The 14,673-nt window shown below is 67.5% G+C and carries 16 protein-coding genes; 8 read left to right on the forward strand and 8 right to left on the reverse strand.

The annotated features are described in order from the left end of the window. The coding region (locus JHD82_RS05115; protein WP_199135617.1) for a hypothetical protein at window positions 1-234 on the forward strand (234 nt) is incomplete at its 5' end. Here the strand turns inward: JHD82_RS05115 and JHD82_RS05120 are convergent. Both JHD82_RS05120 and JHD82_RS05125 read right to left on the reverse strand, forming a co-directional pair. Beyond that, window positions 150-1,169 (reverse strand): c-type cytochrome, encoded by a 1,020-nt coding sequence (locus JHD82_RS05120; RefSeq protein WP_233174628.1) that lies wholly within the window; start codon window positions 1,167-1,169, stop codon window positions 150-152. The genes JHD82_RS05115 and JHD82_RS05120 overlap by 85 nt on opposite strands. Continuing rightward, the gene (locus tag JHD82_RS05125; RefSeq protein WP_199135618.1) at window positions 1,166-2,011 is read right to left on the reverse strand and encodes a c-type cytochrome; all 846 of its coding nucleotides are present in this window, start codon (window positions 2,009-2,011) and stop codon (window positions 1,166-1,168) included. The genes JHD82_RS05120 and JHD82_RS05125 overlap by 4 nt, the downstream gene beginning before the upstream one ends. Before the next feature lie 168 nt (window positions 2,012-2,179). On the opposite strand from JHD82_RS05125, the gene JHD82_RS05130 reads away from it, so the two are divergent. Then, window positions 2,180-3,175: a DnaJ C-terminal domain-containing protein gene (locus tag JHD82_RS05130; RefSeq protein ID WP_199135619.1), complete on the forward strand. Its 996-nt coding sequence runs from the start codon at window positions 2,180-2,182 to the stop codon at window positions 3,173-3,175. Further along, a complete protein-coding gene (locus tag JHD82_RS05135; RefSeq protein WP_199135620.1) occupies window positions 3,172-3,507 on the forward strand; it encodes a MerR family transcriptional regulator in 336 nt (111 codons plus the stop codon). Before JHD82_RS05130 ends, JHD82_RS05135 begins: the two co-directional genes overlap by 4 nt. 88 nt (window positions 3,508-3,595) lie before the next feature. Here the strand turns inward: JHD82_RS05135 and JHD82_RS05140 are convergent, their stop codons facing one another. Next, a complete protein-coding gene (locus JHD82_RS05140) occupies window positions 3,596-3,757 on the reverse strand; it encodes a hypothetical protein (RefSeq protein WP_012204826.1) in 162 nt (53 codons plus the stop codon). 244 nt (window positions 3,758-4,001) lie between these two features. On the opposite strand from JHD82_RS05140, the gene JHD82_RS05145 reads away from it, so the two are divergent. Continuing rightward, window positions 4,002-4,628: a lipocalin family protein gene (locus JHD82_RS05145; RefSeq protein ID WP_012204825.1), complete on the forward strand. Its 627-nt coding sequence runs from the start codon at window positions 4,002-4,004 to the stop codon at window positions 4,626-4,628. An 18-nt stretch (window positions 4,629-4,646) separates the two neighbouring features. Here JHD82_RS05145 and JHD82_RS05150 read toward each other — a convergent pair whose 3' ends face one another. The 4 genes from JHD82_RS05150 to JHD82_RS05165 all read right to left on the reverse strand — a co-directional run bounded on the left by JHD82_RS05150 (window position 4,647) and on the right by JHD82_RS05165 (window position 10,545). Continuing rightward, complete coding sequence (locus JHD82_RS05150; protein ID WP_199135621.1) at window positions 4,647-6,335, reverse strand: ABC transporter ATP-binding protein; 1,689 nt, start codon at window positions 6,333-6,335, stop codon at window positions 4,647-4,649. Continuing rightward, complete coding sequence (locus JHD82_RS05155) at window positions 6,332-7,471, reverse strand: ABC transporter permease (RefSeq protein WP_199135622.1); 1,140 nt, start codon at window positions 7,469-7,471, stop codon at window positions 6,332-6,334. The genes JHD82_RS05150 and JHD82_RS05155 overlap by 4 nt, the downstream gene beginning before the upstream one ends. A gap of 131 nt (window positions 7,472-7,602) precedes the next feature. After that, window positions 7,603-8,631 carry a microcin C ABC transporter permease YejB gene (locus tag JHD82_RS05160; RefSeq protein WP_013803046.1) on the reverse strand — a complete coding sequence of 343 codons (1,029 nt, stop codon included), beginning with the start codon at window positions 8,629-8,631 and terminating at the stop codon, window positions 7,603-7,605. A 96-nt stretch (window positions 8,632-8,727) separates the two neighbouring features. Next, entirely contained in the window at window positions 8,728-10,545 is a 1,818-nt protein-coding gene (locus tag JHD82_RS05165) for an extracellular solute-binding protein (RefSeq protein ID WP_199135623.1), read from the reverse strand. Between the two features lie 124 nt (window positions 10,546-10,669). Here JHD82_RS05165 and fabI point away from each other — a divergent pair, with 124 nt between their 5' ends. The 4 genes from fabI to JHD82_RS05185 all read left to right on the forward strand — a co-directional run bounded on the left by fabI (window position 10,670) and on the right by JHD82_RS05185 (window position 13,852). Further along, window positions 10,670-11,470, forward strand: a complete 801-nt coding sequence (gene fabI / locus JHD82_RS05170) for an enoyl-ACP reductase FabI (protein WP_012204820.1) — start codon at window positions 10,670-10,672, stop codon at window positions 11,468-11,470. 275 nt (window positions 11,471-11,745) lie between these two features. Continuing rightward, window positions 11,746-12,198, forward strand: coding sequence for a hypothetical protein (locus tag JHD82_RS05175; RefSeq protein WP_233174629.1), 453 nt, complete (start codon window positions 11,746-11,748; stop codon window positions 12,196-12,198). A 62-nt stretch (window positions 12,199-12,260) separates the two neighbouring features. Then, window positions 12,261-12,896, forward strand: coding sequence for a superoxide dismutase (locus JHD82_RS05180; protein WP_199135625.1), 636 nt, complete (start codon window positions 12,261-12,263; stop codon window positions 12,894-12,896). A 35-nt stretch (window positions 12,897-12,931) separates the two neighbouring features. Further along, window positions 12,932-13,852, forward strand: a complete 921-nt coding sequence (locus tag JHD82_RS05185; RefSeq protein ID WP_199135626.1) for a ZIP family metal transporter — start codon at window positions 12,932-12,934, stop codon at window positions 13,850-13,852. Window positions 13,853-13,876: 24 nt separating this feature from the next. Here the strand turns inward: JHD82_RS05185 and JHD82_RS05190 are convergent, their stop codons facing one another. Continuing rightward, the gene (locus tag JHD82_RS05190) at window positions 13,877-14,608 is read right to left on the reverse strand and encodes an IclR family transcriptional regulator (protein WP_199135627.1); all 732 of its coding nucleotides are present in this window, start codon (window positions 14,606-14,608) and stop codon (window positions 13,877-13,879) included. Between the last annotated feature and the right edge of the window lie 65 nt (window positions 14,609-14,673).

The following is a 14,673-nucleotide window of genomic DNA, read 5'->3' on the forward strand; positions in this document are numbered from 1 at the left end:
CCCCCCCCCCCCCCCCCCCCCCCCCCCCCCCCCCCCCCCCCCCCCCCCCCCCCCCCCCCCCCCCCCCCCCCCCCCCCCCCCCCCCCCCCCCCCCCCCCCCCCCCCCCCCCCCCCCCCCCCCCCCCTCATCCCCCGCCGCCCCCCGAGATCTACACTGTTCGCATTTCGTCGGCAGCGTCAGATGTGTATAAGAGACAGGGCGGGCCTGCTGCCGCGCCCTGCTCCTGCAGGTAGGAAGCGAGGGCCTGCAGATCCTGCGGCTGCCAGTGCTGTGTGCTGCGCGCCACGACTTCGGCCATGGGGCCCAGCGCCGATCCCGAAGGACCCGAACCCGTCTGCAGCAACTGCACCCAGGCGGACTCCTGGCCCGCGCGCACGCCGGCTTCGCCCGGATCAAGCAGCGACGGCGCATACCAGGCCTGCCCTGCCACAAAACCACCGGACATGGCCTGGGACGAGGCACCCATGCCGTTGCGCGGTGCATGGCACGCCGCGCAGTGCCCCAGGCCCTGGGCAAGATAGGCACCGCGATTCCAGGCAGCCGCCTTCTGCGGCCGGTCCTGCCAATCCTGCGGGGTGAAGAACAGCGCGCGCCAGACAGCCAGCGAGCCCTGCCAGCCATAGGGAAAGTCCAGCGCATGCCGGGGCGCCTGCGCGCGCACGGCGGGCAGGCTTTGCAGATAGGCAAACAATGCGTCCGAGTCGGCGCGCGTCACATGGGTGTAGCTGTCATATGGAAAGGCCGGATACAGCAGACGCCCCTCCCGTGACCGCCCGTTATGCATTGCACGCCAGAAGTCCTGGGCCGTCCACAGCCCCAGGCCACTTTCCTTGTCAGGCGTGAGATTGCTGGTGTACAGCGTGCCGAACGAGGTGGGCAGGCCCCGCCCGCCCGCATACTCGGCGCCGCCAGCCGCCGTATGGCAGCCTGCGCAGTTGCCCACGCGGGCCAGGTAGGCACCGCGCTCTATCAAGGCGGCCGGCGTTTCGCGCGCGCCTGACCAGCCGCCATGGCCGTAGGCGTGCACGCCCTGCTCGCCCCGCAGGTTGAGCCAGACCAGGAGCGCGCCCAGCAGGGCGATGATCAGCAACGCCAGCCCTGCCACCCTGGCCAGCCGCCGTCGCCCGCGTGTGTTCCCGCTTGCCGCGTTTTCTGCCAGGGTGTTCATGGCTTGCCCTCCTGGCCAGCAATGGCGGCCACGGCGCCGCAGCGCAGCGGCATGGGCAGGGCCAGGGCTTCATGTCCGCCCGGCCCTGCCAGTGCGGGGCGTGATGACAGCCAGGCCGTGACGGCCACGACCTCCTGCGCCGTCAGCGCCTTGGCAACCCGGTCCATGCAATCGGGCGCTGCCGCCTTGCGCTGGCCGGAACGCCAGGCACCGATCTGGCTGTTCAGATAGTCGCGCGACAGGCCCAGCAGGCCCGGAATATCGTCACCCGCACCCATGAGCCGCTCACCATGGCATGCAGCGCAGGCGGGCAGGCCGCGCTGCGCGTCGCCCCGCAAGACCAGCTGCTCGCCACGGGCGAGTTCAGCGGGCGGCAGTTGTACCGGCACGGGCGGGGCATAGGGAAGCTCCAGGCCTGCGAAATGCGTGGCGATCTGGCGCAGATAGTCGTCCGACATGAATTCGATCAGCCGGTTCATGGCCGGATAGCTGCGGCGCCCTTGCTGGAAGTTCTTGAGCTGGCGGTACAGATAGCCTGCGGGCTTGCCCGCAATGCGCGGAAAGTAGCCGCTGGGCGTGGCCCGGCCCTCGGGACCATGGCAGGCCGTGCAGGCCAGCACCCTGGAGGCCATGGAGCCCACATCGGGCAGCGGAGCGCTGACCACGGCGGGCGGCAGGTCTGCCATGGGCACGCCCGGTGCTGGCTGCATGGTCTGCGCGGTCTGCGCCATCACCCCGCAGGTTCCACACGCGCCGGCCACCAGCCATGCGCCCAGCAGGGCCCTCCATCCCCTGGAGCCTGGACGCCCCCGCCCAGCCCGCCACCGACTGCCATGTGCCATGTCCGACGCCTCCTGTTCCGTCCTGCCGACGCGCGAATGTAATGAACCCGTCACAAGATGCCAGTCAAGCAGGAAAAGGCCCATCGGTTGAGACCCTGCCATGACCGGGCTATGCTGCTTTCGGGTTTGTCCAGAACATCGCCCGCAAGGGCCGGAGGACGGAAATTCATGGATTACAAGGACTACTACCGCATCCTGGCCGTGGACAGGCAGGCCAGTGCCGATGACATCAAGAAGGCCTACCGCAAGCTGGCGCGCAAGTACCACCCCGATGTCAGCAAGGAGGCGGACGCCTCCGAGCGCATGGCCGAAGTCAACGAAGCCAATGCCGTGCTGTCGGACCCCGAAAAGCGCGCAGCCTATGACGCCCTGGCCGATGCGCCGCGCCGCAGTGGGCCGGGCGCCGGCGGCTTCCAGCCACCGCCCGGCTGGGAAGGGCAGGACTTTCACTTTCGCAGCAGCGACGGCGCCATGCCGCAGGGCGACGCGGACTTCAGCGAGTTCTTCTCACAGATGTTCGGCCAGGGCGCGCGTGCCCGCCATGCGGGCGGGGGCGGCCAGCATCGCGCCCCACCCGACATGCGCGGGCAGGACCAGCACGCCAGCATCGAGCTGGACCTGCTGGACAGCTACCAGGGCGCGCAGCGCAGCCTGCACCTGCGCACCACGGTGCTGGATGAGGACGGACACCCGGTGGCGCGCGACAAGGAATTGCAGGTCAGCATTCCCAAGGGCGTGCGCGAAGGCCAGATGATCCGCCTGGCCGGCCAGGGCGGCCCGGGCCTGGGCAACGGCCCGGCAGGCGATCTGCTGCTGGAAGTGCACCTGCGCCACGACCCGCGCTGGTGGGCCGAGGGCAAGGATGTCTACCAGCCCGTGTCCCTGGCTCCCTGGGAAGCCGCACTGGGCGGCCCGGTCCGCGTGGCCACCATTGCCGGTGAATTCGAGGTCAGCGTGCCCGCGGGCAGCCGCGCTGGCCGCAAGCTGCGCATCAAGGGCAAGGGCTTGCCAGCCGCCACGCCGGGCGACCTGTACCTGGTACTGGGCATCGCCCTGCCCGAGCCCAAGACCGACGCCCAGCGCCAGGCCTATGCGGCACTGGCCCAGGCCTTTCCTTCGTTCGATGCCCGCCAGCACGCAGCGGGCCAAGGAGCCACGCGATGAGCACGCCGCTGTATCCCTTCTACGAGCCCGCAGAACTGCTGGACGAAGGCGCTCTGGACCTGCAGGATTTGGCCCGCCACTGCCAGCGCAACACCGACTGGGTGGTGGAGCGTGTGCAGACCGGCGTGCTGTACTGCGAAAACGAGCCGTCCGGCGAAGCGGCCGCGCCGCCGGCACAGTGGCGCTTCAGCAGCCAGACCCTGGTGCGCGCGCGCCGCATAGCCCATCTGGAGCACAGCTTCGATGCCGACCCTCAACTGGCCGCGCTGACGGCGGACCTGATCGAGGAAGTGCAGATGCTGCGCCGCAAGCTCCAGGCACTGCAGCATTGAGAACGCCGCCTCAAAAGCAAAAGCCCTCGAAAGAGGGCTTTTGCTTTCAGAACGTGGCCGCAGCAGGCATGCATGCGGCCCGCCGTGCTCAGCGGTGACGCTTGCCGGGGTTCTTCTTGGTATGGGTGTGGGCGCCACGGGCGCGGCTCACGCGCTGGCCACGGCCGGGCGTCGGCAGGGTGACGCCGTTGGGCAGGGGGGGCTGGGGAGTGAACTTGCGGTCGGCTTCGGTAACGATCTTGTTGCCCATGGCATTTCCTTCTTCAAAAAAATGAGAACGCGCAATTAGGCCATAGACCTGCATGACCGCGCACAAAAAAACACATGGCCTGCTCTGGCATAGGGAAAGTTCCAGCGTTGCGCGGCCCGCACAGCACCGGCGCAGGCAGCGCCGGCCTACACTGCGGCCCGGTTTTCTGTCCTAAAGTAGGAGCACGCTGCCAAGCGCGCAAGACCCTGGCATGCACGTCTGCCTGAACACGGAGTTCCGCAACATGTCACCCCGCTACCCCAATACAGAGTCAACCACGCCATCCACTTCCCGCCCCGCCTGGGTGCTGCCCACGGCCGGCCTGGCAGGGCTTGCCGTAGGCGCCGCAGCAGCAGCGTTGCTGTGGAAGGGCCTGCGCAACCCGCCCATCCCCCCTACCGTGGAGCCGGTGCGCGGCTGGGACATCCAGCGGTACATGGGCCGCTGGTATGAAGTGGCCCGCATCGACCACAGTTTCGAAAAAGGCCTGGAGCGCACCCAGGCCGAGTACACACAGCTTCCCGACGGCACGGTGCACGTGCTGAACCGGGGCTACGACGCCCGCCACCGGCGCTGGAAATCCTCCGAGGGCAAGGCCCGCACGGTGCACGGCCCGGACGTTGCGGCGCTCAAGGTCTCGTTCTTCGGCCCGTTCTACGGCGGCTACAACGTGGTGGCTCTTGATGCCGAGTACCGCTGGGCCATGGTGGTGGGTTCGGACCTGCGCTATTTCTGGATTCTTTCGCGCACGCCCGAACTGGCCGACGGCGTGGCGGCACGCCTGCTGGCGCAGGCCCGGCTGCTGGGCGTGCCCGTGGACAAGGTCCAGTGGATCCTGCAGGACGGGGTCAATCCCACGGGCAGCTGGTAGCGCGGTCCGGCAACTGCCTCAGAACCCCTCGGGCATGCCGTCGCCCGAGAAGCCGGCGGCCTCCACCAGCCGCTGCGTGTACGCCTGGCGCGGCGCGCCCAGCACCTGGGCGACGGGGCCGGATTCGACGATGGCGCCGTCCTTCATGACCACCACGTCATGGGCCATGGCGCGGATCACGTCCACGTCATGCGTGATCAGCAGATAGGCCAGACCCCGCTCGCGCTGCAGCCGCTGCAGCAGGCCCAGCACCTGCTGCTGAATGGTCACATCCAGCGCGCTGGTGGGCTCGTCGAGCACCAGCACCTCGGGCTCCAGCACCAGGGCGCGTGCAATGGCGATGCGCTGGCGCTGGCCTCCCGAGAATTCGTGGGGATAGCGGTCAAGCAGGCCGGGAAACTGTTCCTGCGTCAGGCCCACGGCCGACAGCATCTCCATGATGCGGTCGCGTTGCTGCGGCGCCGTCAGTGACGGCGCATGCACGCGCAGGCCCTCGCCAACGATCTGCTCCAGCGTCAGCCGGGGCGACAGCGATGAATACGGGTCCTGGAACACCACCTGCACCTTGCGCCGCAGCGCACGGTTGGCGGGCGAGTTGCGCGTGGCTGGCTGCTGCCAGGCATGGCCTGCAATGCGCAGCCGGCCTTCATGGGGCAGCAGCCCCAGCACGGCCTGGGCCAGCGTGGATTTGCCCGATCCCGATTCACCGACCACACCCAAGGTGCGCCCGGGCAACAGCGCCAGGTCTGCGGACTGCACGGCGACGAAGCGCCCCTGGCCGAACCATCCGCGCATGCCTGCCAGCGGCACCGGATAGCTGACCTTGAGGCCCTGTGCCTGCACCAGCGGCTCGCCAGCCGTGGCCTCGGCGCCTGCCTCCACCTCGATCAGGTCGCGGCGCGGCACGCTGGCCAGCAGCTTGCGCGTATAGGCATGGCGCGGAGCCGCCATGACCGCCGACACCCCGCCCTGCTCCACCAGTTGCCCGCGCTCCATCACCGCCACGCGGTCGGCAAAGCGCCGCACCAGGTGCAGGTCGTGCGTGATCATCAGCACGGCCATGCCGGTCTGGCGCTGCAGGTCATCGAGCAACTGCAGGATCTGGCCGCGCAGCGTGACATCGAGTGCCGTCGTCGGCTCATCGGCCAGGAGCAGGCGCGGGCTGCTGGCCAGCGCCATGGCGATCATGGCGCGCTGGCGCTGCCCGCCACTGAGCTGGTGGGGAAAGGCGCGGGCGCGGCGCACAGGCTCGGCAATGCCGGTGGTCGCCAGCAATTCGGTGGCCTGGACCAGGGATTGCGCTCGCGTCAGCCCCTGCTTGAGGCGAAGCACCTCGCCCACCTGCTCGCCCACGGTCATCAGCGGGTTGAGCGCCGTCATGGGCTCCTGGAAAATCATGGCCACGTCGCCGCCGCGCACGGCGCGCATCTCGCGCTCGGGCAGGCGCAGCAGGTCGCGGCCGTCGAACAGGGCCTGGCCGCCCAGCTGAGCGTCTCCAGCCAGCCGCAGCAGCGACAGCGCGGTGATGGTCTTGCCCGAGCCGGACTCGCCCACCAGCGCCAGCTTCTCGCCTGCCGCCAGGTCGAAGCTCACGCCGTGCACCACATCCTTGCTGCCGAAGCGCACGCGCAGGTTGCGCACGGACAGCAATGTCCGGCCACGGCCCGGGGGCGAAGGTAGCTCCATTGCCGGCTGCTCTGCGTTCATGCGGCGTCCTTTGCATCGACACCGGGGGCGGCATCGCTGGCAGCGGCCTTGCGCGGGTCCAGCGCATCGCGCAGCGCATCGCCCATGAAGGTCAGCAGCAGCAGCGTCACCACCAGCACGGCAAAGGTGGACAGCGAGATCCACCAGGCATCGATGCTGTTCTTGCCCTGGTTCAGCAGCTCACCCAGGCTGGGGGTGTCAGGCGGCACGCCCAGCCCCAGGAAGTCCAGCGAGGTCAGGGCCAGGATGGCCGCACTCATGCGAAACGGCAAAAAGGTCACCACGGGCGTCATGCTGTTGGGCAGCAGATGGCGCCAGATCAGCGCGCCATTGCCCACGCCCAGCGCCCGCGCCGACTTCACATAGTCCAGCTGGCGGTTGCGCAGGAACTCGGCACGCACGTAGTCCGACAGGCCCATCCAGCCGAACAGCGACAGCAGCACCAGCAGCAGCGAGACGCTGGGCGCCAGCACCGCGCTGAAGATGATCAGCAGATACAGCTCGGGCATGGAGCCCCAGATCTCGATGAAGCGCTGGAATGCCAGATCGGTCCTGCCGCCGAAAAAACCCTGGACGGCCCCCGTCACCACGCCCAGCACCACGCCCGACGCCGTCAGCGCCAGCGCAAACAGCACGCTGACGCGAAACCCGTAGATCAGCTGGGCCAGCAGGTCGCGCCCCCGGTCATCGGTACCCAGCAGGTTGTCGCGCGAGGGCGGCGCCGGATTGGGCGAGGTCGCGAAGTAGTTCAGCGCCTGTGGCCCATAGGGATTGAGCGTATACAGCGCCCAGTTGTCGCCCTGGCGCAGGCGGTCGCGGATGAAGGGGTCCAGGTAGTCGGTGGCCGTCTCGAAGTCGCCGCCGAAAGTCTTCTCGGAATAATCGTTCCACAGCGGCCAGTAGGTCTGGCCCTCATAGCGCACCACCAGGGGCCGGTCGTTGCTGATCAGCTCGGCGCCCAGGCTCAGCACCACCATCACGCAAAAAGCGACCAGGCTCCAATACCCCAGCCGATTGCGCCTGAACCGCATCCAGGCCCGCCGCGCTGGCGACACTGCCACCACAGCCAGCGATACAGGCGCTGCCCCGGGCAGCCCTGCGCCTGGTGCGGCAAGGGAGTGCATCTCAGTTTCCATGTTGCTGCATCACAGGGGCGCGACCGCCCAAAGTCAGGGACACCAGGCAAGGGCCTGCGCCAGCCGCCAATGGCCCGGACGCTCCCCCCGCAAAGCAAGAGGGGGAAGCGGCGCAGCCGTTCAGGGGGCGCTCAATCAAACCGTACACGCGGATCCACCCACACATAACAAAGGTCACTGACCAGCTTGGTCACCAGGCCAATCAGCGTGAACAGATACAGCGTGCCCAGCACCACGGGATAGTCGCGCCGAATCACGCTGTCATAGCTGAGCAGGCCCAGGCCGTCCAGCGAGAACAGCGTCTCTATCAGCAGCGAGCCCGTGAAGAAGGCCCCGATGAAAGCGGCCGGAAATCCGGTGACGATGGGGATCAGCGCATTGCGCAGCACGTGGCGGTAGAGCACCTGCCGCTCGGACAGGCCCTTGGCGCGCGCAGTCAGCACGTACTGCTTGCGGATCTCTTCCAGGAAGGCATTCTTGGTCAGCATGGCCGTGATGGCGAAGCTGCCCGCCACCATGGCCGTCACCGGCAGCGCGATATGCCAGAGATAGTCCACGATGCGCGCGCCCCAGGACAACTCGTCCCAGTTGGAGGAAGTCAGCCCGCGCAGCGGAAACCACTGCAACTGCCCGCCAAAGATCACCAACAGCGCCACGCCCAGCACGAAACCCGGAATCGCATAGCCGACCAGGATCAGCAGCGTGGTGGCGAAGTCGAACCGCGAGCCAGCCCGCACGGCCTTGGCAATGCCCAGCGGCACGGCAACGAGGTAGCTGATGAAAAAGGTCCACAGTCCCAGGCTGGCCGAGACCGGCAGCTTCTCCTTGATCAGCTGCCAGACATCCTTGTTCTGAAAGAAACTGCGCCCCAGGTCGAAGCGCGCGAACTGCCCGAGCATCTGGAAGAAGCGCTCATGGGCCGGCTTGTCAAAGCCGTAGAGGGCCTTGATCTGCTCTATGCGCTGGGGGTCCACCCCCTGGTTGCCACGGTAGGCCAGGCCACCGCCCTCGCCGCCACGGCCCACGCTGGCCTTGGCCTCGGCCAGATACTGCTCGACCGGGCCACCGGGCACGAACTGCACGACCACGAAGGTCAGCAGCAGTACGCCCAGCAGGGTCGGCACCATCAGCAGCAAGCGTTTGAATATGTAGGCCCACATAAGAAGTCTTGCATTATGTCCATTGCGGGGAGGGGCCCCGGCCGGGGGACGCCCTCATCATGCAACGGATCGCAACGACACAGCCGCAACGCCGGCTCATGGAGGCGGCGCGGTCAGCACCGGCATGCGGGCCCACCAGGTGTCCATGGCCCAGCTCTCGCCCTTGGCATAGGCCGGAACCACGGCCGGACGCACCAGGCGCCAGGAGTCGTAGACCATGCGGTGCGTGCCCGCGCTCCACTGCGGAATCAGGTAGTGGCCGTGCGTGATGATGCGTTCGAGTGCGTGGCAGGCAGGCAACAGTTGCGCCTCTGTCTTGGCCTCGGTCATGCGGCGGATCATGGCGTCGACCGCCGGGTTCTTCACGCCGGGGAAATTGCCGGAACCCTCGGTTGCCGCCGCCTGGCTGCCGAACAGGTCGGCGAACTCCTGGCCCGGATTGTTCGTGCCCTGGTAGGCGATGGAGATGATGTCGTAGTCGAACTTCTCCACGCGCTGCTGGTACAGCGCAAAGTCCGCCGAGCGAAAGCGCAGCCGGATACCCAGCTTTTCCAGATTGCGTATCCAGGGCGAGACCTGGCGAATGCCCGACTCGCTGCTGTCCAGGTACTCCAGCTCCATGGCCTGGCCCCGCGCATTGCGCAGCACGCCATCCTGAATGGTCCAGCCGGCATCGGCCAGCAGTTGCCGCGCCTGGCGCAGATTTCCGCGCAACGAGCTGTCGCCATCGGTGCGCGGCGGCTCGGCCATGGGGCCGAAGGCCTCCGGCGGAATGTCCTTGCGCAAGGGCTCCATCAGCGCCAGCTCCTCGGGCGAGGGCTCGCCATGGGTCTCGCAGGCCGTGTTGCCGAACAGCCCGCGCACGCGCTGGTAGGAACCGTAGAACATCTGCCGGTTCATCCACTCGTAGTCCATGGCCAGGCCCAGGGCGCGGCGCACCCGGACGTCCTGCAGCACAGGCCGGCGCACGTTGAGCACGTAGCTCTGGAATCCCGATGGCAGCTTGTTGCTGAACTCGCCCTTGACCAGCTCGCCCCGGTCGAAGCGCTTGCCGTACAGGCGCCGCGCCCAGTCACCGGCGCTGTAAAAGCGCATGAGGTCGAACTCCCCGGCCTTCAACGCCTCCAGCCTCGCCGTGTTGTCGCGGTAGATCTTGACGGAGATGCGATCGAAATTGGCCGTGCCCACGCGCACAGGCAGGTCGCGGCCCCAGTAGTCCGGGTCACGCACATAGGTGATGTCCTTGCCGAATCGCACGGGACCTATCTTGTAGGGCCCGCTGCCGATGGGCGTGTCCGTCACCACCTGGTCGAAGGGCTTGGCCTTGCCGTTTTCCACGCCCCAGTCGCGGCTGAACACCGGAATGGCCCCCACGGTCAGCGGCAATTCCCGGTTCGGCTGCTTGAAGCGAAAGCGCACGGTGCGCTCGTCCAGCACATCGACGCCCGCCACATCGAAGAACAGCGTTCTGTAGCCGGGCAGTGCATGCGGGCCCACCAGCGTGTCATAGCTGAACTTGACATCGGCGGCCAGCACGGGCTTGCCGTTGTGAAAGCGTGCCTGGGGCCGCAACCGGAATGTGGCGGACAGGCCGTCGGCCGCGGCCTGCACGTCTTCGGCCAGCAATCCGTAGCCGGTGGCGGTCTCGTCCAGCGAGGGCCACAGCAAGGTGTCGAACATCAGCTCCGCCAGATAGGCGGGCGACGACCCCTTGATGGTGAACGGGTTGTATTTGTCAAAGGTGGAGATGCGCAGATTGCTCACCAGGCGCAGCTCGCCCCCCTTGGGAGCCTTGGCGTTGACATAGTCGAAATGGCTGAAGCCCTCGGCATAGCGGGGTTCGCCCCACAGGGCATAGGCATGCGAGCCCCAGGCCGGCACGCACGCCGAGGCCAGCAGCAGCGAAGAAATCATCCAATGGCGCATGCGACAATTCTGCACCACGCAGCCAGCCCTTCCGCTGGCAAACGCTGACGCGGGCCCCGGCCGTCGCCGCCAGCTGGTGCGCACTTCCACTCACTTTCTCTGGAGAACAACAATGGGCTTTCTCGCCGGTAAAAAACTGCTGATCACGGGCGTTCTGTCCAACCGCTCCATCGCCTACGGCATCGCCAAGGCCTGCCATGCACAGGGCGCGGAGCTGGCCTTCAGCTATGTGGGCGAGCGCTTCAAGGACCGCATCACCGAGTTCGCCGCCGAATTCGACTCCAAGCTGATCTTTGACTGCGACGTGGCAGACGATGCCCAGATCGACAAGCTGTTCGCCGACCTGGGCGCGACCTGGGGCAAGTTCGACGGCTTCGTGCACAGCATCGGCTTTGCGCCGCGCGAGGCCATCGCCGGCAACTTCCTGGACGGCCTGTCGCGCGAAGGCTTCAAGATCGCGCACGACATCAGCGCCTACAGCTTCCCCGCGATGGCCAAGGCGGCCCTGCCCTACCTCAACGACAAGTCCTCGCTGCTGACGCTGTCGTACCTGGGCGCCCTGCGCTCCATCCCCAACTACAACACCATGGGCCTGGCCAAGGCATCGCTGGAAGCCTCGGTGCGCTACCTGGCCGAGGCCGTGGGCCGCACGGCAGACGGCCGCGCTATCCGCGCCAACGGCATCTCGGCCGGTCCCATCAAGACCCTGGCCGCCTCGGGCATCAAGGACTTCGGCAAGCTGCTGGGCCGCGTGGCCGATGCATCGCCGCTGCGCCGCAACGTGACCATCGAGGACGTGGGCAATGTGGCCGCCTTCCTGCTGTCGGACCTCGCCTCGGGCGTGACGGCCGAGATCACCTACGTGGACGGCGGCTTCAGCCAGACCGCAGGCCTGTCGGCCGACCAGGTCTAAGTCACCGCCAGACTGCGACCCGCCCCGCAGGCATTGCCGCCTGCGGGGCTTTTTTTCGCCTGGAATCCAGGCATCCGCATCCTGCCGATGCGCGAAAGGAAATACACATCGGATTGCATACGGTCATTTTTGTTTTGAATGAGAATGATTCTCATGAATAATACAATTCTCAGATCAATATCAAAGAACCTCTGAAAACCTCGGAGCCAGCAGATATGCAAGCAACCTCTGACCTCAGTCTGCCCTCTCCCGTCCCGGCACCCTCCGAAGCATCCTTGAATCAATGGGAACAGCTGGCCCGCCGCGCCCATGGGCATTTCCATGCAGGCCAGATCGAAAGCGCGCTCGCCATGCAGATGAAGGCCCTGCATGTGGCGCAGCGCCTCATCGCCGGCCCGCTGCTGGCGGAACACGCCGATCACTGCATGGCCGCCTGGGTGGTCTCCCACCACAACCTGGCCGAGTTGCTGGCATTGCGCCAGCAGCCCGCACTGGCCATCGAATACCTGTGCGAGGCGCACCAGGGCCTGCTGGCCCTGGGTGATGCGCGCCACCATGCGGCCGCCGTGTGCAGCGCCGCCTGGCGCCATATGCGCGAAACCCATTCAGCCCTGCTGCAGTGGCACCGCCAGCACGGCAGCCAGCCCCGCATCGATGCGGCGCTTCAGGCCTCGGCCCGCGTCTTCGACTGCACAGCCACCGCCCTGCCGCCCCGGCTGGCGCATTGATTGCAGCCGCACAGACACCGCAACGCACCGATTTTTTCCCCGTAGTCCCTGAAAGAAACCACATGAGCAACTACACCCTGCCTCCCCTGAACTACGCCTACGACGCGCTGGAGCCCCATATCGATGCGCAGACCATGGAGATCCACTACACCAAGCACCATCAGGCCTATGTGAACAACCTGAATGCCGCGCTCAAGGACACGCCGCACGGCAGCCAGCCCGTGGAGCAGTTGATCGCCGACCTGTCCCTGCTGCCTGAAGGCGTTCGCGGTGCCGTGCGCAACAACGGCGGCGGGCACTCCAACCACAGCCTGTTCTGGACCGTGATGGCCCCGGTGGACCAGGGCGGCGGCGGTGCTCCCTCGGGCGAACTGGCACAGGCCATTGACCGGGAGCTGGGCGGCTTCGATACCTTCAAGGCCGCCTTCACCCAGGCCGCGCTCACGCGCTTTGGCAGCGGCTGGGCCTGGCTGGTGGTGGGCAAGGACGGCAAGCTGGCCGTGGAAAGCAGCGGCAACCAGGACAGCCCGCTGATGGCCGGCATCGGCTCCGGCGCCACCCCCATCCTGGGCCTGGACGTGTGGGAACACGCCTACTACCTCAAGTACCAGAACCGCCGCCCTGAATACATCGCGGCGTTCTACAACGTAGTCAACTGGGCCGAAGTGGCCCGCCGCTACGCCGCCGCACGCGGCTGAACGGTCCGCAACGCCAACCTCTGACCTCGACCAGCATGGATCTGCCACAACGCTTCCGCTCCAAGACCAGCGTACGGTCCAACATCCGCCTGTGGATAGGCCTGGCCATCATGATGGCCGGCGCCTGGGCGCTCACCAGCCAGTTCTGGGCCTACGCCCAGAACCATCCGGTGGTCTTCCAGGCCCTGGCCGGAGGCTCGGCCGCCGCGCTGGCGACCGCACTGGGCACCGTGCCCGTGATGCTGTCCCAGCGCCTGTCCGAGCGCACGCAGGACACCCTGTTCGGCTTTGGCGCCGGGGTCATGCTGGCCGCATGCGCCTTCTCGCTGATCCTGCCTGGACTGGAGGCCGTGCGCACCCAGGAACTGTTCGGTGGCGGCAGTTGGGCGGCTGGCGGGGTCATAGGTTCGGCCATCCTGATGGGCGGTGCCGCCCTCATGCTCATGGACAGGCTCCTGCCCCATGAGCACTTCATCAAGGGCCGCGAAGGCCTGGACCCGCAAGGCGCGCGCAAGCTGCAGCGCACCTGGCTGTTCGTCTTCGCCATCACCCTGCACAACCTGCCCGAAGGCCTGGCCATCGGCGTGGGCTATGCGGGCAACGACGGACTGCGCGCCAATGCGCTGGCCACGGGCATTGCCATACAGGACGTGCCCGAAGGCCTGGTGGTGGCCGTGGCCCTGCTGGCCGCAGGCTACAAGCACAGCTTTGCCGTGCTGCTGGGCATGGCATCCGGCCTGGTGGAGCCCGTGGGCGCCGTGCTGGGGGCAGCCATCGTGAGCGGCTCGGCAGCCATGCTGCCCTGGGGACTGGGCTTTGCAGCGGGCGCCATGCTGTTCGTGATCAGCCACGAAATCATTCCCGAGTCGCACCGCAAGGGCCATGAAGCCTTTGCCACGGGCGGCCTCATGCTGGGCTTCGTGCTGATGATGGTGCTGGACACGGCCCTGGGCTGAGCCAGCGCACCGCGCACGCCTGGCTCAGGGCAGCAAAAGCCCCAGGTCCCGCGCCGCCGCCAGCACATGGCGGGCGTGGCGCTCTTCATAGCGGTGGGCTGGCATGGTCAGTGTCAGCGCCGCTGCCAATTCCCCATCGCGCTTGAACACAGGTGCCGAAATCCCGGCGATCTCGCGGTGCCTGTCCCCCACCATGGCGCAGTAGCCATCGGCACGCACACGGGCCAGCTGCGTGCGGCTGCCGCCGCGCGATGCGGCGTACAGCTCAGCATCGAACGCGGACAGCACGCGCCCGCCTGCGCCCTGGCCCAGCGGCAGCAGATCGCCCGTGCGTGCATGGTCGCGCACGGGATGGGGCGAATCCACTCGGTACAGGCACAGCCGGTCCTGGCCCTGGCGCACGTGGTAGGCCGCACTTTCGCCCGTGGCCTGCACCAGGGTGCGCAGCACGGGCATGACCACGCTGTCCAGCGAGAAATGCCGGGCATAGACGGTGTTCAGCCGCGCCACGGCCGGGCCCACGGCGTAGCGGCCGTCATCCATGCGCAGCACCCAGCCGCCATGCTCCAGCGAGGCCAGCAGCCGCAGCACGGTGCTCTTGTACAGGCGCGTGCGCTCCGACAACTGGGCCAGCGTCAGCCCGTCGTCGCCGTCGCGAAACGCTGCCAGCAGGCTCAAGGCCCTGTCCACGGCCGCCACGCCGCCCGGCGCGGCGTTCTCGTCGGCCACCGATTCCGTCACTGATTTGCGAGGCATAAAAAGGCACCCAAGGGAAAACCCCAGGCACGCAGGCTTGACGATGGCGCGTGCAGCAGGGAATA

Source organism: Delftia sp. ASV31 (assembly GCF_016428765.1).
GTDB lineage: Bacteria > Pseudomonadota > Gammaproteobacteria > Burkholderiales > Burkholderiaceae_C > Comamonas > Comamonas acidovorans.